The organism is Salegentibacter sp. UBA1130, assembly GCF_002311535.1.
GTDB classification, from domain to species: domain Bacteria; phylum Bacteroidota; class Bacteroidia; order Flavobacteriales; family Flavobacteriaceae; genus Salegentibacter; species Salegentibacter agarivorans.
This window is the reverse complement of sequence record NZ_DCAP01000021.1, coordinates 26607-44421: the sequence shown is the minus strand read 5'-3', so window position 1 is coordinate 44421 and position 17815 is coordinate 26607. Positions and strand designations below refer to the sequence as shown.

Genomic DNA, 17815 nt, shown 5'->3' with positions numbered 1-17815 from the left:
CTAAATCAAATACATGACACCGCTAACCGCCATTTCTCCAATAGATGGAAGATATCATTCCAAAACCAAACAGCTCTCGCAGTATTTTAGCGAAGAAGCCCTAATAAAATATCGTGTAAAGGTTGAAGTTGAATATTTTATTGCGCTTTGCGAATTACCACTACCCCAGCTTAAAGATGTAGATCATTCGGTTTTTAGTGATTTGCGCACCATTTATGAAAACTTCACTACGATTGATGCACAGGCGGTAAAAGAGATTGAAAAAACTACCAATCACGATGTAAAGGCGGTAGAATATCTTATAAAAAATAAGTTTGATCAATTAGGCCTGGAAGCTTATAAAGAATTTATCCATTTCGGATTAACCTCACAGGACATCAACAATACCGCGGTTCCATTAAGTTTAAAAGATGCAATTGAAGCCGAGTATATTCCTGAAATAGAACAAATAATTTCTAAACTCACGCAGCTTTCCCAGGATTGGGCAAATGTCCCTTTATTGGCAAGAACTCACGGGCAACCGGCTTCCCCTACTCGTTTAGGTAAAGAAATAGAAGTTTTTATCACGCGTTTAGAAGCTCAATTAGATCTTTTAAATAAAGTTCCACACGCCGCCAAATTTGGCGGAGCCACTGGTAACTTTAACGCTCATAAAGTTGCTTACCCAAATACCGACTGGAAAGAATTTGGAACTAATTTTGTCCAGGAAAAATTAGGGTTACACCATTCTTTCCCAACCACTCAAATTGAGCATTACGACCATATGGCTGGGCTATTTGATGGCTTAAAAAGAATAAACACCATTTTAATAGATTTAGATCGTGATATCTGGACCTATGTTTCTATGGATTATTTTAAGCAAAAGATCAAAAAAGGTGAAATAGGTTCTTCGGCAATGCCTCATAAGGTGAATCCGATAGATTTTGAAAATAGTGAAGGAAATTTAGGAATTGCCAATGCTATTTTTGAACACCTTTCAGCGAAATTACCACTTAGCCGTCTGCAAAGAGATCTTACTGATAGTACGGTTCTAAGAAATATTGGCGTACCCATGGGGCACACAAGTATTGCTTTTAAAAGTACCTTAAAAGGACTGGATAAATTATTGCTGAATGAAGAAAAACTAAATGCTGATCTTGAAGCTAATTGGGCGGTTGTTGCTGAAGCTATTCAAACTATATTACGCCGCGAAGGATTTAAAAATCCATATGAAACGCTTAAAGGTCTTACCAGAACTAACGAAAAGATCAATAAAAAGAGTATCGCCGATTTTATTGAAGCCTTAGAGGTTTCTGATGCAGTAAAAGAGGAACTTAAAAAAATAACCCCGCAAAATTACACGGGTATTTAAATTAAAAAGAGGTTGTTTGAATTTTCAAACAACCTCTATAATAGTTTCAACTAAAAAACTATTCTTCAATTTCTGTTTTAAACATACCGGTAATTCCTTTTAAACCGTCTACATCTACGTCTCCTTTTTCAAGCGATTTCATAAGTTCCATCAATTTCTGCGGATTCATATCTTCACCTAATACACGAGCTACTCCCACTCCTTTGGTATCATCATACCCGTAAACAATAATTTCGTCTATGGCCTCTTCGTCTCCGGTAAAATAAATTTCTGCTTTACGATCGTTTGAGCCATATTTCATTAATAGCTGGTACTTCTCATCCTGCAAAATACTACTTAGTTTAGCTTTTTCGGCTTCATATTCCTCTTTGCTTTCCTTAACCGGCAAAGCCAAAACATTAATTTTCTTCACACTTTCCAGCGTAGCTCTTTGATTTTCGTCCAGGGCATCAGCGTTGGTAAACATACTGGTAGGTACATCTAAAGCGATGAACTTATTGTCCTGCTGATTTTCTACATAATACTCCTGCAAACTCGGCTCGTTCGCACACGAAACAAAGGCTGCAGCCGCCAGTGCCAGGCCTAAAATTTTTATTGATTTCATTTTATATTGATTTTAAGTTGATCTAAGATTTATTTTCTACATTTTTAAGCTCTTCAGCACCTGGTATTTTAAGGTCTGATGTTAAGCGCGATAATTGCGAAAGGTCTATTTCTCCGGTAATACTCAAAATAACAGAAATTAGTTCACCTTCTTTTTCACCTTCCATAAACATAAACAGCTCGCTTACATAATTATCGTTTTTTCCTCCTTTAGAATAAAACCTAATATTTTTCCCATCTTCGTTTACTCGCATTAACTGCTCTAAAGAATTTGAGTTTAAATAACGCTCAACATCTTTTTGCATTTCATTTCGCACTGAAGCCGTGGTGCTGGTAAACATCTTAATTTCATCAAGATTTTCAATGAGTTTCAGGTATTCCCTGGCTTCTGGGTTATCTTCGCTTAAATCTACTTTTGCAAGCATTTTAAACATCTTGCTGGTCATTACCATCGCATCAACATCCTTCATATTTTCATACTTGGCAAACGACTGGGCTTGCGTTATTACTGGTAAAAGGCCAATAATAATAACTATTGCTATCTTTTTCATATTATTCGGTTTTTATAAATTTATCTTTGGTGTTATTAAATTCTTTTAGGTATATAAGGTCTTCTTTCCCTTCATTCATTAATTCGGAAACCATTTTTAAAGCTTCCATGCTTTTTTGCAAAGCCTCCTCTTTATCCTGAACTGTACCAAGATCACTATGATTCATTTCCGTAGGTTTATTCTGAAAAAAGAAAAGTCCCACTATTACAATTATACTTGCCGCTATGGCTGTCCAAAAGTATTTATTCCCCTTTGCTTGCGACGGAAGTTCTACTTCCCGCTGCATTTTTTGTGTTCTGGTTTTTTCTGAAAAAGAAAATAATAACCCATAACTTTTTAAATCGGCCGGCACCTCATTTTTTTGAAAATATTCCCGAAGTGCATTTTCTTCAGCCAGAGATGTTTCACCGGCATCATATTTTTCCAGTAATTCTCTAATTTTTTGTAATTCCATAATTATGCTTGTTTGTTAAGCTTTCTCTTATTTTTTTCCTAGCTCTAGATAAGGCTACCCGAATGGCCGTAGCCTTCATTTTAGTAATTTCAATAATCTCGTCAAATTCCAATTGCTCAATATCCCTAAGCTGAAAGACAATTTTTTGCTGTTCTGGCAACTCATTTAAAATTTGGTCTATCCACAGCATTTCATCTTTAACCTCCAGTTCTCTTTGGAGCGAAATTGAATTATTCTCATAATTCTGATGAACAATTCTTAAATTATTATTCTTTTTAGCTTTTAATTCATCTAAACAATAGTTTTTTGTTGTAGTCATTGCAAAAGCTTCAACATTGGTATAATCCTTGAGTTTGTCCTTTCGAGCCCATAGTTTATAGATTACTTCCTGGGTAGCATCTTCTGCAGCTTCTTTAGAAATAAGCAGTCTCAATGCAAGCCGGTACATTTTATCTTTCACCGGGTTAATTTTTTCCAGGAAGGCTTGTTGTTTCATGTATGGTTGGTTTAATAACCTTCTTACCTTTAAAACGATTAGCGGTAATATTTGTTACAATAGGATTTTGAATTTAATTTAATGTGGGTATTTTTAGCAATCTAAAACAAACTTAACTTTATGAAGATTAATAAACTAATTTTACTTTTATTCCTGGCTACAGGAGTCTTGAGCAGTTGCTCCAAAGACAGTGATGACGAACGCTTCCCGGTTGAACCAGGAGGCGAAAAGCCGGGGGAAACTCCTAATTTAGAAATCGAAAATTATTTATATGATGCAATGAGCATCTACTATGTATATGAAGCCGATGTTCCAGAATTAGGTGAGAATTATTTTGATTCTGAAGCCGATAAAAATGAATGGCTGGCTAGTTTTGATTCTCCCGAAGATCTTTTTAATAACGGATTAAAAGTTCCTGCGCCAAAAGATCGTTTTAGCTTTATTATAGATGATTATACTATTTTGGAAAATAATCAAGCTGGAATTCAAACTACAACCGGAATGGATTATGGATTGGTAAGATTTGGCAGTAATGGAGTTTTAGCCTATGTACGGTATGTGATACCAAATAGTCCTGCCGATGAAGCCGGCGTTACTCGTGGTACTCTTTTTACCGATATTGATGGGGAAACCATGAACCTTGATAATTATCAATCTCTTTTAGGAAGAGATGGCTATGAAATTACAGTAGCTGAAATTAACGATAATATTATTAGTAATACCGATGAAACCATAGCACTAAACAGAATAGAAATTACCGAAAATCCGGTTCTTTTATCTAAAGTAGTAGAAGTAGATGGAATAAGTGTTGGCTACATTATGTATAATAGTTTTACCGCCGATTTTGATGATGAATTAAACGCTGCTTTTGGAGCTTTAAAAGCTGAAGGTATAGACGAATTGGTTTTAGATCTTAGGTACAACGGCGGTGGTTCTGTAGAAAGTGCGGTAGATCTTTCCAGTATGATTACCGGGCAGTTTAAAGGCGAAATTTTCTCTAAACAAACCTGGAACGCTCTATTACAAAGTCAATTTACCGAAGAAGAGTTGGTAGATAGGTTTAATGATAAAATTAGAACAGAAGAAGCGATAAACAGCCTTGGACTTAGTAAAGTATATATAATAGGTACAGGTTCTACAGCTTCTGCCAGTGAATTAGTAATGAATGGTCTAGCTCCCTATATTGAAGTAGTTCACGTTGGAGAAGGTACAGTAGGGAAATTCCAGGCGGCGGCCCCATTATATGATTCTCCAAATTTTTTACGTCAAAACCGAAATCCGAATCATAAATATGTAATTCAACCACTTATTTATGAATCTAAAAATGCGAATGAAGATGCATATTATGAAGAAGGTTTAGTTCCAGATATTGAAGCTGAAGAAGATATTGTAAATCTTTTGCCATTAGGTGAGCCAGAAGAACCACTTCTTGCTGCAGCTCTTGCCGATATTACCGGTAATAGAATGGCAATTCCTGCGGTTTCTTACGATTCCAGATTTACTAAAATTGGTGAGCGTGGAGATACCGATGTAGATTACCAAAGAATGTATATAGACGAAATTCCTGAAGAAATAAGGAAAAAAGCTGCTGAATTTAAGCAGTAATTTTAAAAGTATATTTAATGCAAAGCCCCGATTCAGTTGTGAAACGGGGCTTTTTTATTCAAATTTGAATAAACAAAAAAAACAGTTTTTAATCGGTAAAGTAGAAACCGTTTGGGCTTACGCCTCCGGAATCAAATTGTGAAATTATTTCTCCTTCAAAATTATATATTCTTACCACACCATTTGAGCTATAATCTCCTGCATCGCCAGTATATAAATATCCATCCTCGATTTCAAATCCGTAAAAAGAAGTAATATCAGTAAAAGTAAAAAGACTCTCCTCAGGTAACTCTGTAGCAGATTCTTCCATAGAGTAAACAGATCCATTGAGAGTATAATAAATAGTATCATCTTCAATTTCAAAATTTGAAGGATGATCTGTGGTATTTGGAAAAATCAACTCTTCTGTTATTTCATTATTTGATAAGTCTATTTTAGAAATACTGCCAGCTGTTTCACCAACTCCTTGAGCATAACCGGGTACTCCTCCAGACATTACCCACAAGAAGCCATCTGATATCTCTATTGCATTAGGAGAATCACCAATTTCTATACTTACTTCCACAGTATTGGAAATAGGATCTATAATCACAATCTTATTATTATAATTATAGCCGCCCTGTAAAGCTACATATAGTTTATTATTATCATTAATAATCTTTTCAGGCCCTTCTCCTACACTAATTGTTCCAGTAGATTCATAGGTACTTGCATTATATATAGCGATATAATCATCTGTATCATTAGAGGCATCTCCCCAATTGGTAACATATATCTTCTCGTCTACCAAAGTAAGATACCGTGGATTACTTAATCCCTCCTCAATTGTATGAATGTGCTCAAAAGTATACCGATCAACAATTTGAACTATATTGGAAACATTCATAACGATATATGCATAATTATCATCCAATGTGAGACTCTGCCCTGTATCTCCCAGAGAAGAACCATTTACTGTAGAAAATATATCGGATTCTAGATTAGAAAAATCATTATCAATATATGATATTGAACTATTATTGTTACCGAAACCACCTTCATTAAGCACAAACAATCCATCTGCATAGGTGCTTTCAGGTTGCTCTATTTCAGGATCCACAACATCGTCATCGCTGCTACAGGAATTCAAAAATAAGCCACTTATCACGGCCATAGTTAATAGTTTACTAATTCTTTTCATTGGTTAGAATTTTAGCAAAGAGCGGAGCAAATAAGCAGTTTAAAAATCTGATTTTAAGAATATTTGCTTCCAGCACCATGCTGGTTAAAAATTAAGGTTTAGGTATATATTAAAGTTTCTGCCGGGCATCCACCGGTTTTCTACACTTTGATATTCTTCGTTTAAAATATTGAGCACCCTCGCTCCAATCTTGTAAGTACTTGTTTTTCCCAAATCATATGAAATTCCAAGGTTTGAAACCGTATAAGCATCCATATTATAGCGGGAATTATTATCAGATCTGGTAAAAATCTCTCCGTTATATAAAAGCTGATAATCTATACTGAAATCTTTAAAAGCATAAGTAAGTGCACCTGTGGCTTTATGAAACGGTACATAAATAAGTTGGTATCCCGTATTCATATTTTCTGAAACCGTATAGGCATAAGTACCAGAGGCGCTAATTTGGTGATCTTTAAAAATCTCTTTTTCCCAGCCTGCCAAAACCTCAATACCGTAGGTTTCTACCTTTTCTTCATTTCTTGGACGCCAAATATTATTACTGGAAGGTAACCAGCGTATCATATCATCAATTTTAATATAATAACCGGTTAGACTAAACTTCAGGTTTCTATGTTTAAAATGGTTTCCAAGCTCAACCTGGTTAGAAGTTTCGGGGCGTAAATTAAGATTACCGGCACCGGCCCAGTAAAGATCGTTGTAAGTGGGAATTCTAAAATTTCTGGAAATATTCATTTTTAGACTATAGAAATCGGTAAAATCATAATGTGTTCCTGCAGAAAATAGTAACGGACTTTCATAATTTTCGGTTATCTCTTTTCTGATTCCCAATTCATATTGAAATTTTTGAAATGGCCTATGCTTCATTAAGAATGCCGAAGAAAATATATTTCGGATATTTTCGGTAATTCCAGAGCCGCTACCATCGGTGTACGTGTTCGTGAGTACAGCATTTAGCTCTAAAGTTTTTGAAATTGAATAATTTAAATCGTATTTGCCAATCAAGATTTGCGCTTTGCCAGAGGAAGATTGATTTTCAGTAATATTCCCGTAGAACTTATAATTTTCATTTAGATGGGCTAACCTTGCAACCGAAATAAAATCACCAAACTCTCCTACCCATTCCAATAAATTTCGGGTATCAAAATTCTGGTATTTTGTTTTGGTTTCTGACGGGCGAATCAGGGAGAAATGCCGCTCCCCATCAAAAATTTCACTATAAAATTTTAAAGTGTTTTTTTCATTTAACCGATACGCGAATCCAAGATTTAAATTGCTATTGTAGAACTCCCCATTCTCGTTCTTTCTGTCTTCAATGGGCCATTCATAATCATTATCTGATGAATTTCTAGCCGCAGCAAGACTTAAACTCCATTTTTTTCTTGAAGTCTTTATTTTATACCGGGCATCGAGGGTATTAAAACTGCCATATTGAAAGAAAATATCCTGCTTTGTTTTTCCGGTAAAATCAAGATTGGTATTTAAATGAACGGTTCCTCCAATGGCTCCGGTACCATAAACTACACTTCCGCCGCCACCACGAACACTAATATTATCAAATCCGCCTGCGTTTAGAGCATTAAAATCGGTTTGGCCGTTAAATTGTGAATTTATATTAATCCCGTTCCATAAAACCGCTGTTTGTGAGGCTGTTGTTCCGCGGAAGGAAGGTGAGGAAACCATTCCCAGTCCATTCTCTTTAAAATAGATATTGGTGTTGAAATTTAATGCTGAAGTAAGCAGCGCCCCGTTTTTCTTTAAAACTGAATCGTTTAAAACGGTAACCTGTTGGCCGGTAGAAAAGTCTTTCAGCTTGATATCTGTCAAAAATACTTCGTCTAAAACGTTAATTGTATCGTTTTGAGCAAATACAGGCAAACTGCATAGCAGGCCAAGGAATAGAATGTAAAATCGCGTTTTTTTCATCTGCACTCTGACTTTTATCCCGAAAGTCTAAGAATTTATTGGTTATATTTTGGCAGGTCTCCTGGCTCGCGTCTTGTTGTTTACCTTCCCATTCCAAATAAGAACAGTGGTTTTTGAAGTGATAACAACAAGCATCCCTTTCGGGACTTAGCTTACAGTTGCGGGAACAGCTCAGGCTTAATAAAGTTAGATGGTAGAAGTTTGAAATACGAAGAAAACTTCGTGCTTCATATTTTGTACTTCCAAAATCATACTTTTCCTGATTCCCTTTTAATCGGCGTGAAAAACACATCCGAACCAAAAATTTCAATGCGAAATTAAACATTTATTTTAGTTGCGACCATTAAATTCTAAATAATCTTACTTTTGAAAATTCCTAATTATAAATATTCTATATAAAAGTTTTCGTCATCCTTAACTTGTTTCAGAGCTTGCCCCGTAATTTATTTAGGGGGCTAAAAGAAGATAGCATTATATAAATTCAATTTTTTTAAACTACCATAAAATGAAAATAAAGACTGTAAAAGCACTTAATCTTCTACTCCTTTTTCTAGTATTTTCCGCCTGTAAAAACGAGCAAAAAGATAAAAATATTGCTTCAGAAACACCTCAAGATTCAGTTGATTTAAAACACGCTACTAATTTCAGCATCAATGATTTTGGAGATTATTATATTATAAAAATAGAAACCGCCTGGCCCGATGCCGATAAAGCTTTTACCTATTTATTAACTAAAGAAAATACTGAAATTCCTTCCGGTTTAGATTATGACCAAAAAGTGCAAATTCCGATAGAAAAAATGGTGGTGACTTCTACCACGCATATTCCGGCTTTGGAAGCTTTAAATGAAGAAAACAGCTTAAAAGGATTTCCAGGTCTCGATTATATTTCTTCAGAAAAAACCAGGAAATTGATTAATTCAGGAAAAATTAAAGAGCTGGGGAAAAATGAAAATATAAATACCGAGGTTCTTATTGATCTGGATCCAGAAGTGGTGATTGGTTTTGCAATTGACGGAAACAATAAAACATTTGAAACCATTCAAAAAACCGGAATTCCGGTGATGTACAATGGCGACTGGACCGAAAAAACTCCGCTGGGAAAGGCGGAATGGATTAAATTCTTTGGCGTTTTTTATAATAAATTAGATGAAGCTGAAAAGATTTTTAATAAAATAGAAACCGATTATACTGAAGCCAAAGAATTAGCAAAGTCGGCAGCAGAAACGCCTAAAGTATTAAGCGGCGCTATGTATAAAGACCAGTGGTATTTACCCCACGGAAATTCGTGGCAAGCCCAATTTATTAAAGATGCCAATGCAAATTATGTCTATGCCGATACTCAAGGGAATGGAAGTATGGCTTTATCTTTTGAAAATGTGTTAGACAAAGCCCAGGATGCCGATTATTGGATTAGTGCAGGACAATACACTTCTTATACCCAACTTTTAAAAGAATCGCAACATTATGAACAGTTTGAAGCAGTACAGAATAAAAATGTCTACAGCGTAAGCCTAACCAAAGGAGAAACAGGGGGTGTACTTTATTTTGAATTAGGCCCGCAACGTCCAGATTTGGTATTAAAAGATCTGGTATCCATTTTTCATCCAGAGCTATTGGGAGATTATGAAAACAGGTTTTTTAAGGCTTTGGAAGAATAATTATGGAGATTTGGTTCTAAAAAACTTAGTGGACTATCCTTCTAAATATAGCTTGATTTCGAAACAAATTCCGGATCAATTAAATCTAGATTATCGAGTAAAATCCCATTATCGTTCTTCATTAATTTTATCTACTCAATTTATTTCAGATATTTACACCGAAATAAATCACCAGCCTTGTTGCAGTCCCAAAAATATGTACTTCCACTTCTACTCCTTTTTATAGGAGTAATTATCCTGGTTTTTTTAAATATTAGTTTGGGCTCAGTCAATATTCCTTTTAAAGATGTTTTTGCTTCAATCTTTAATTTAGAAGTTTCAAAAGAAACCTGGCGATATATTGTAGTGGAATACCGCTTACCTAAAGCTATTACAGCAATAATAACCGGCTCTGGACTCGCCATTAGCGGACTGTTAATGCAGACTTTATTTCGTAACCCCTTAGCTGGACCGTATGTTTTAGGCTTAAGTAGCGGTGCCAGTTTGGGTGTGGCAATCGTTATTATGGGTGCTTCAGTTTTTGGAGGTGCTTTTGCTGGAATTTTACTTTCCAAATGGAGCTTGGTAATTGCTTCCAGCCTGGGAAGTTTATTAGTATTAATTGCTGTTATGCTGGCTTCCCTCCGGCTTCGAGATACTATGGCAATTCTTATTATAGGTTTAATGTTTGCCAGTTTAACCGCGGCAGTGGTTAGCGTTCTTTCCTATTTTAGTCCCGCGGCACAGCTTCAGCAATATGTATTTTGGTCTTTTGGAAGTTTGGGTGATCTTTCCTGGAACGAGGTGGGAATTCTCGCCATGTTTTGGTTTGTGGGAATAATTTTAGCCATTTCCTGTATTAAAAACCTCAACACTTTGTTGCTTGGCGAACAATATGCTAAAAGCCTTGGGGTAAGTATTCAAAAAAACCGTTTAATCATCATTATAGCCACCAGTTTACTTGCCGGAAGCATTACTGCTTTTGCAGGGCCAATTGCATTTGTAGGTTTAGCAGTTCCGCATTTAATTAGGCAAATAATTCCTGTAAATAATCATAGCATTTTAGTGCCAGCAGTTATTTTAGGTGGTGCGGCGCTCATGCTTATTTGCGATATTGCGGCACAAATGCCGGGACAGGAATACACTTTACCTATAAATGCCATAACTTCGTTAATTGGCGCGCCGGTGGTAATCTGGCTCTTGGTGCGTAAACGTAAATTTTTATTCTGAAGTTGAACCAACCTAAAAAACATAGCATTCTTAAAACCATTGGTCTTGATATCGGGTACAGTAATAAAACCGAGAAAACGATTATTACTGAAGCTATTAATATTGAAGTTCACGAAGGAGAACTGGTTGCTGTTATTGGTGTTAATGGAGTCGGAAAATCTACATTTTTACGAACCCTAAGTGGTGTTCAGGATGCGCTAAAGGGAAAAGTTCTGGTTAAAAATGAACAAATTCAGCAGATAGGTTCTTTGGAGCTGGCATCTTTAGTGAGTCTCGTACTCACCGAACAACCTATTTCTAAAAACTTAAGTGTTTTCGAGCTCGTGGCACTTGGCCGACAACCCTATACCAATTGGATTGGCAGGTTAAGCAAAACCGATTTACGGCAAATCAAGAAATCTTTGCAAAATGTAGGAATCGAAGATTTACAAAACAAAAAGTGCTACGAATTGAGTGACGGCCAGCTACAAAAAGTTTTAATTGCACGCGCCATTGCACAAAATACGCCTCTGGTTATCCTGGATGAACCTACCACCCATTTAGATCTTTACCATAAAGCATATGTACTAAAACTGCTCAAAAAACTCACCCGAAAAACCAATAAAGCTATAGTTTTTGCTTCCCACGAAATCAATTTGGCCATCCAGCTTTGCGATAAAATTATTCTCATGCAAAATAATAGCGTGACCACCGGTTCCCCTAAAGAATTATTGGAATCTGGAGCATTTGCTACTGTTTTTCCAGAAGGCTTGATCGTTTTTGATAAAGCTTCAGCCTCATTTAAAATTAATCCTTAATTATCTTTTAGAAAATATTTTAGACCGAAGGTAAAGTTGTTGGAATAAAAGTTTTTAAGCGTATAGAATTCGGCCTGGGTATTAAGATGAAGATACTTCGTGACTGGCCATACCACAATCCCACGATACCGCTGAAATTCATCTGAAAACGTATCCAGAAAATATCCGGCATCTAGATTAATTTTCCAGAAGTTATTTTCATTTACATATTCGTAAGCCAACCCTAAACCACCATAAAAACGTTCATCTAAAGTCCAGTATGGAAAGCCATTAGACCTGTTTGAATTACCCAGCATTCCAGATAATTCGGTATAAGGTCTAAATTTCGCCATTTTATTCAGTCTAAGATTCATAGATAAACTGGTAAGCGCCTGTACATCCATCACATCTTCGTCGTCATAATGGTTTCCTTCTATATAAAAAACCGCCTGGAATTTCTCTTTAAACTGAAGTTCTTCATAAACATTTAATTGCGTTTGATAAATGTCCAGGATATACGCGGGGCCGGTGATAGCGGGTTTTCTAAAAAACTGAAAAGAACTATATAAACTATCTTTTGCAATTGACGCCGAAGCTTCCAAATGAAGATAAGCTTTTCCTGCTTCGTTAAACTCAAGACGACTTCCAAATCCAAAATTAAATTTTTCTATTCTTTCCCTGGTTTTAAACCTGTAAACCAGTCCGTATAGCTCCATATCTCCATTATTTTCAAATTCACCCTGAAATGGAATTGCATATGCATTATAGCGACTTAACCCAAATTGATGCTCATTGAACTTCTTATCTCGAGTGCCATAAACCGCTTCTAAACCTACAGAAGTTGGATCTAACCTATCGCTAATAATATTACTCCCTATTTGTACAAAATCGCCCTGTGTTATTCTAAGATTCTGCTCTATTTTAGAAGCTACTTCAGGATAAAAAAGTGAAGGATATTCTTTTAAAAGCTGTCTTTTTTCTTCAGGATTAAGGTAAACCACGGTATTATTCAATTGCCTTCGTAAACGCTCTTTATTACTTGATTCTGGCAGTTGAGAGGCAAGGTTCCAGGCTTTCAGCATTTCGCTACGACCCAAATAATATTCGGTCATAAAAACCTGAATAGCTTCTTTTTCCTTTGGATTATCTTTTTTAGTATAATTAGCATACAAACGCTCTACTTCACTGAAATTTTCCAACGAATAAAACCATTGCATCCTTTCTACTACAGGGAAATTTGGCACGCAAGAAGACCATTCCAGCGCTTTTCTATAACTTCCCTGGTCGCTATAAGTATAGGCAATAGTCGTAGCCAAATGCTTTAAATCTTCTCGGCAAGCTTCTATCTCCAAAAGTTTTTGCGCCGCTTTTTTATCATTATCGGCAATAAGATATTCTATAAAAAGCGGAAAGTTCTTTTCTTTTAAAAACTCATATTCCCCGGTTTGTACCCGCCAGTTATCTATTGCGCTTTCCGCTATATCGTCACTACACTTAGACCATTTAATGGCCTCATTGTATTTTTTAGCATCGGCGAAAATCCAGGAAATAGTAGAAGCGGCAAAGCGAAAATCTTCACGGCAGTGCTCTATGTTTTTCACTAAATTAAATGCAGCTTCGGGATGTTTCTCATTTAACAGTGAAAAATAGCTGGAGCGCTCCTCATCTACTTCAGTATTCTCTATTAGGTTCAATAATTCTTCTTTTGTTAATTGTACCTCTGTATTGCTTCCAAAGTAACCTATAAAATCTCTTCTAAGCTTTAGGCTTTCTGGATTTAATTCTATTTGTCTCAACATCCAGCGTTTCCTGGTTTCCAAATCAGGATAATCACTCTGAGTGGTAAATTCTGAAGAAAGGTTTATGTAAGCAGATGATTTATTTTCACTGTATTTTCTTTCCAGCAACGGCCAAATCTCCATTTGGCGATTTTCCCAGCCTAAATATTGAAATAATTTTAACCAATCTTCGCGTTCATAATGATTGTTCTTCGCAATTTTAGATTTTAATTCATTAATCTCTTTGTGGATATCTCCTAAATCTTCTGAAGGTTTTATTAAAAGGTAAGATTCATAGTTTTGAGTGATTTTGCTAAAATCCTCAGAAAAATTATTTTTAAATTTTGGAAAAATTATTTTTTTGTCCTGTGTTTGAATATTAAAAAGATAGCCGTCTAAGAATGGTGTTTTTGTAAATTTTAGTTGTTTATTTTTTATAAAATTTTCAGCTTCAGCAGTATTTTTTTCTGAAACATATGCAAACCAGAAATTTTGGTTCTCACTATTTTGAATGCTGGCAGTAACTTCAACTTCACTCTCATTTTCAATAAAATTATAAGGAATTTCTCTCCAGTTTTGAGTAATCTTAGCTGCTTCAGAAACTTTTAAAAATCGAATTAAAGGAAAAGTATTCTTTACATCTTTAATATAATTTCGAAATCGTGGAAACAAACCCGGTGAGCCATCTTCTGAAACTCTCCAGCCATAAGAATTTATATTCCGTAAAGTATAATCACCGGCACTTTCCCGAGGTTCTTCTCCGGGAATTTGGTAAATATCATCGGGGTGAATAAAATGCGTCCAAACGCCTGTATATAAATATAAAGATTGCTGATTGAATTGCCTGGTAGAGGTTAAAGCAAACCCGCTGGTAATTCGTGGAAAATTGAAAAAATGATCGTTATAAGGCTCCCTGTCAAATTCTCTATCGCCACCTTCTTCAAAATTTCCCAGGTAAATACTGGCATTATAAATAATTTCGGGGATGTTTTCTTCTAAAGCAAGAAAACCGGTGCTGTCTATAATATTTGAAGGTGGAACATATGAAACCGGTAATTCACCGTAATTACGCGCTGCCCAGCGTTTTTTAACCGCCTTAAGGCTTAAACCCATATAATTTTGATTAGGCCAAACTTCATCGGTAAGTGAAGCGTGATTATAACCATGTAAAGCTACCTCATGTTTAGAATCTTTGAAATCAACCATAAGTCTGTCGGCAGCATTCGCTCCATTAGAACCTGTTAATACAGATTGTTCCCACTCGGGAAAATTAAATGGCGGCGAGGTACGATTAGAATAATCAAAACATACGTAGGCAGAATATTCCAAACCTTCTTCCCTGGCCAGTTTAAGCATATCTTTCCACCAAACTTCAGTATAAAAACGCGCCTGACTAATATCCATTTCTGAAGTAACCGGCTCCATCTTTACGTTATAAAGCGGCGCAGGAAAATCGTCTAACATTATGCTTGAAGCATTAGCCACAGGATAAGGAACCCCTTCTAAACCCTGCAAAATTGCTGCAAAGAAAAGTCCGCGCTCCTGTTTCTGAGAATATTGATCGGTATTAAAAGTGATTACCGAACCATTCCCTATTTTATTTTTTATAATAAGAGGATAATCTTCTTCAGAAATTGAAGTTGCCAGAATCTCTATATCTTCCTTAAAGTTATCTGTTTGCAGGCCAAAATGTTTATTCTCGTTTTTATAAACTTTCCCTTTTAGAGCCGGTAGAAAACTGGACTGAAATTTAAAACCCTGGGCTATGGTATCTATTTCAAAGTCTGCATCTCCCCTTACGCCTGCTAAAAAACCAAAATTTTTATTGGTAGCGACCGAGGGAATAAAAATATGACCTCCTTTAGCAACAAATTCAATTAAAAAATTCATTGCATCTTGATTTAGTGGTTCCAGATCATAGACCACAATTACTTTAACTGCATTGCCTACTTCTGGCTTTTCATTAAAATCAAACCTATTAATTTCATTATAAGGGATTTTTGCATAATTAAGAGCTTTTCTAATATGATTGCTGTTTCTAAAACTTAAATCATTTCCCGGCTCTACCAGGTAAGTTATCCACGGGTTCTCACTAAAATTATCATACTGCACCTTGGGACTGGCTTCCTTAACCTCCTCCTTCTTAATATCTTTTTCGCATCCTATTAAAATAATAGAAAACACTAAAAAAACAGCCTTAAATATTTTAGTTGGTAAAAATTTTTCCATCAAAATAATAGTTCATTAATATTACTGGCCCGTTCCCTGTTTTCTATTTGGTAAACCTCTAAATTTTTATCCTCATAATATACATCCACATTTCTCCCTTTCATTTTTAGTAATTCCAGCCTTTCCAGGGTTAAATTACGTTGCTTTTCTACTATAGCTTTTTTAGCCTGGTTAGCCTCCTGTATGTCTTTATACACAAAAACATACATCGTTTCGGGTAAAATAATATCTGGGTTATTTTGTAGGTATTCGAAATTATTTTTATATCTGTTGAATCTCCTGTCCAGCTCTATATAGGTATTATTAAAATAATCGTAGTTATAGTAATAATGGCTGTTTCTGCTAAAACTGAAGTATGGCAAAGCATTTACAACCGCATAGGAATATGGTAAATTTTGAGATTGAATTTTTGAATAGGCTTTAAAAACAACATTTTCTGTCTTATTTTCTTTAAAATTTAATGTGGCTACACCAGGGAATGTGAATATGGTAAGCACGGTAATTACTATGCTACCTATTATTACTTCCAGACGTATGCCAACTTTAGGAGAAAAATTAAAAATAGAAAAGAGGTTAACCATTACATTTAGAATTATCCCAAAAAATATGGGGAGAAATATGCAAAGCACCTGACTTAAAATATCCAGGTCTACAAGACCAGTATCTAATTGGTAAATCCCGAACATTAAATTGATAAAACTGAGGAATACCAGACTGGCCAACCATTTATGCGATTTTTTAAAATAATTATAAATAGCAATAAGCAGAAAAACTACAGCGGCTATTTGGTAATAATCCATCAGGTCTCTAAATGGTGCAACCAAATGAGGATTGTAGGTATAAGTATCAAAAGAATAAAAGTTAGACAAAATAAAGGCGCCAAAATCTTCTTTTATAAGCAAAGCCGCGATGCCGTATATTGTTCCAATAAAGGCTAACGAAAAGAAATAGGCCAGCAAAACCTGAGTGATTTGCTTTAAATTATCTTTAAGTTTAAATATAAAAAGTACTAGCAAATAAGGAAGAAGAAGTAATACACCCACAAAAAGATCTAATAAAAGAATAGCGCTAAACAAGGTAATTAACCAATAAAATTTCGCCTTTTTACTGTAACTAAAACTTTGCGGATAAATACAAAAATACATTGTAGGTAAAGCAATAATCAAAGCGGTAAAAACCGATTTATGTTCAGCAATTAAATCAATATTAATGGGGAGGAATCCGTAAAAAAGGGCAAAACTTAAGCCCGCGAATATGCCCGGAGCTTGCTTTCGTGAAATTTTAAAAACTAGCCAGTATATTATTAAAGAAAGCAATGCAGATTCTAATAATCCAAAAGATTGCAAAGCCTGGGCGTTAGTTATATGCGTTAATTTTGCATATAAATTAATAAGTAAATAATCTCCCATCATTTCCCCGGTTTGAAAGAACCAGGTATTAGCAGAAATCCCATTTATAAAATTAAGCTTACTAAACCAACTCGAGGAAAGTGTGTAAACATCTTCCTGAAAAAGTGAACTTCTCGAGATATAAGTAAGCACAGGTAATAAAAGCCCTATGGCTAATTGCCAGTTTCTATGATATTGAGAAAGGCCATGTTCAGAATGTTTACGCTCTGGTTTAATTATATTATCTCTATCCAGAAACCTCTGTCCCTTTTCCATTTTAATAGTAATATATAAAAGGGAACGCGTATAAATTTTACGTAACTGAGCTTTTAAGGGTTGCTTAAAATTAAGATTCATAAAGGCTAAAACAGCCAGGCCAATTATAATGCTTATAATAACAAAGATGTCAAATATCCCGGTTAGTATTAAAATAAAACCACCTAGTAATACCGCTGCCATTACAAGCGCAATAGTAGGAACCAGAAAATTTAAAGCAGATTGTGCAGAAATTCGTGTAGAAACAATTCTATGTATTAATAAAATTAATACAAATAACAGGATGATTCTTAACGGACCGGTTAATAGGTAGGGTTCTAAAAACATATAAAT

Annotated in this window: 13 protein-coding genes and 1 riboswitch; of the genes, 5 read left to right on the top strand and 8 right to left on the bottom strand. The window is 35.3% G+C overall.

What is annotated here, in order from left to right:
• The first annotated feature begins 13 nt into the window (after positions 1 to 13).
• Positions 14 to 1351 (top strand): adenylosuccinate lyase, encoded by a 1338-nt coding sequence (gene purB, locus B4F31_RS08210; protein ID WP_286761050.1) that lies wholly within the window; start codon positions 14 to 16, stop codon positions 1349 to 1351.
• Between the two features lie 58 nt (positions 1352 to 1409).
• On the opposite strand, the gene B4F31_RS08205 is transcribed toward purB, so the two are convergent.
• Genes B4F31_RS08205 through B4F31_RS08190 form a run of 4 tightly spaced genes read right to left on the bottom strand, consistent with a single transcriptional unit; the run spans position 1410 to position 3455 of the window.
• Complete coding sequence (locus B4F31_RS08205; RefSeq protein ID WP_208225814.1) at positions 1410 to 1955, bottom strand: DUF4252 domain-containing protein; 546 nt, start codon at positions 1953 to 1955, stop codon at positions 1410 to 1412.
• 22 nt (positions 1956 to 1977) lie between these two features.
• On the bottom strand, positions 1978 to 2505 hold the full coding sequence (locus B4F31_RS08200; protein WP_075327101.1) for a DUF4252 domain-containing protein: 528 nt from the start codon (positions 2503 to 2505) through the stop codon (positions 1978 to 1980).
• Position 2506: 1 nt separating this feature from the next.
• Positions 2507 to 2959 carry a hypothetical protein gene (locus B4F31_RS08195; RefSeq protein ID WP_286761049.1) on the bottom strand — a complete coding sequence of 151 codons (453 nt, stop codon included), beginning with the start codon at positions 2957 to 2959 and terminating at the stop codon, positions 2507 to 2509.
• A complete protein-coding gene (locus B4F31_RS08190; RefSeq protein WP_286761048.1) occupies positions 2940 to 3455 on the bottom strand; it encodes an RNA polymerase sigma factor in 516 nt (171 codons plus the stop codon). Before B4F31_RS08190 ends, B4F31_RS08195 begins: the two co-directional genes overlap by 20 nt.
• Before the next feature lie 120 nt (positions 3456 to 3575).
• Between B4F31_RS08190 and B4F31_RS08185 the strand changes: the two genes are divergently transcribed.
• Complete coding sequence (locus tag B4F31_RS08185; RefSeq protein WP_286761047.1) at positions 3576 to 5060, top strand: S41 family peptidase; 1485 nt, start codon at positions 3576 to 3578, stop codon at positions 5058 to 5060.
• An 88-nt stretch (positions 5061 to 5148) separates the two neighbouring features.
• On the opposite strand, the gene B4F31_RS08180 is transcribed toward B4F31_RS08185, so the two are convergent.
• Both B4F31_RS08180 and B4F31_RS08175 read right to left on the bottom strand, forming a co-directional pair.
• Positions 5149 to 6240 carry a YncE family protein gene (locus tag B4F31_RS08180; protein WP_093306288.1) on the bottom strand — a complete coding sequence of 364 codons (1092 nt, stop codon included), beginning with the start codon at positions 6238 to 6240 and terminating at the stop codon, positions 5149 to 5151.
• An 84-nt stretch (positions 6241 to 6324) separates the two neighbouring features.
• Positions 6325 to 8166, bottom strand: coding sequence for a TonB-dependent receptor plug domain-containing protein (locus B4F31_RS08175; protein ID WP_286761046.1), 1842 nt, complete (start codon positions 8164 to 8166; stop codon positions 6325 to 6327).
• A 34-nt stretch (positions 8167 to 8200) separates the two neighbouring features.
• Positions 8201 to 8483, bottom strand: a riboswitch (cobalamin riboswitch).
• Between the two features lie 188 nt (positions 8484 to 8671).
• Between B4F31_RS08175 and B4F31_RS08170 the strand changes: the two genes are divergently transcribed.
• The 3 genes from B4F31_RS08170 to B4F31_RS08160 all read left to right on the top strand — a co-directional run bounded on the left by B4F31_RS08170 (position 8672) and on the right by B4F31_RS08160 (position 11832).
• Positions 8672 to 9826 (top strand): ABC transporter substrate-binding protein, encoded by a 1155-nt coding sequence (locus B4F31_RS08170; RefSeq protein ID WP_286761045.1) that lies wholly within the window; start codon positions 8672 to 8674, stop codon positions 9824 to 9826.
• A 177-nt stretch (positions 9827 to 10003) separates the two neighbouring features.
• Positions 10004 to 11035, top strand: coding sequence for a FecCD family ABC transporter permease (locus B4F31_RS08165; RefSeq protein WP_093306282.1), 1032 nt, complete (start codon positions 10004 to 10006; stop codon positions 11033 to 11035).
• 2 nt (positions 11036 to 11037) lie between these two features.
• A complete protein-coding gene (locus B4F31_RS08160) occupies positions 11038 to 11832 on the top strand; it encodes an ABC transporter ATP-binding protein (protein ID WP_286761044.1) in 795 nt (264 codons plus the stop codon).
• Here B4F31_RS08160 and B4F31_RS08155 read toward each other — a convergent pair.
• Together B4F31_RS08155 and B4F31_RS08150 are read right to left on the bottom strand one after the other, a co-directional pair.
• Positions 11829 to 15818: a DUF2194 domain-containing protein gene (locus B4F31_RS08155; RefSeq protein ID WP_286761043.1), complete on the bottom strand. Its 3990-nt coding sequence runs from the start codon at positions 15816 to 15818 to the stop codon at positions 11829 to 11831. The genes B4F31_RS08160 and B4F31_RS08155 overlap by 4 nt on opposite strands.
• Positions 15818 to 17809, bottom strand: a complete 1992-nt coding sequence (locus tag B4F31_RS08150; protein WP_286761042.1) for a hypothetical protein — start codon at positions 17807 to 17809, stop codon at positions 15818 to 15820. Before B4F31_RS08150 ends, B4F31_RS08155 begins: the two co-directional genes overlap by 1 nt.
• Positions 17810 to 17815 lie beyond the last annotated feature (6 nt).

Bases quoted from the DNA above. Each gene is read 5' to 3' on its own strand.
- B4F31_RS08200 (WP_075327101.1), bottom strand. From the start codon at position 2,505: ATGAAAAAGATAGCAATAGTTATTATTATTGGCCTTTTACCAGTAATA.
- B4F31_RS08180 (WP_093306288.1), bottom strand. From the start codon at position 6,240: ATGAAAAGAATTAGTAAACTATTAACTATGGCCGTGATAAGTGGCTTA.
- B4F31_RS08190 (WP_286761048.1), bottom strand. From the start codon at position 3,455: ATGAAACAACAAGCCTTCCTGGAAAAAATTAACCCGGTGAAAGATAAA.
- B4F31_RS08195 (WP_286761049.1), bottom strand. From the start codon at position 2,959: ATGGAATTACAAAAAATTAGAGAATTACTGGAAAAATATGATGCCGGT.
- purB (WP_286761050.1), top strand. From the start codon at position 14: ATGACACCGCTAACCGCCATTTCTCCAATAGATGGAAGATATCATTCC.
- B4F31_RS08185 (WP_286761047.1), top strand. From the start codon at position 3,576: ATGAAGATTAATAAACTAATTTTACTTTTATTCCTGGCTACAGGAGTC.
- B4F31_RS08175 (WP_286761046.1), bottom strand. From the start codon at position 8,166: ATGAAAAAAACGCGATTTTACATTCTATTCCTTGGCCTGCTATGCAGT.
- B4F31_RS08170 (WP_286761045.1), top strand. From the start codon at position 8,672: ATGAAAATAAAGACTGTAAAAGCACTTAATCTTCTACTCCTTTTTCTA.
- B4F31_RS08150 (WP_286761042.1), bottom strand. From the start codon at position 17,809: ATGTTTTTAGAACCCTACCTATTAACCGGTCCGTTAAGAATCATCCTG.
- B4F31_RS08205 (WP_208225814.1), bottom strand. From the start codon at position 1,955: ATGAAATCAATAAAAATTTTAGGCCTGGCACTGGCGGCTGCAGCCTTT.
- B4F31_RS08155 (WP_286761043.1), bottom strand. From the start codon at position 15,818: ATGGAAAAATTTTTACCAACTAAAATATTTAAGGCTGTTTTTTTAGTG.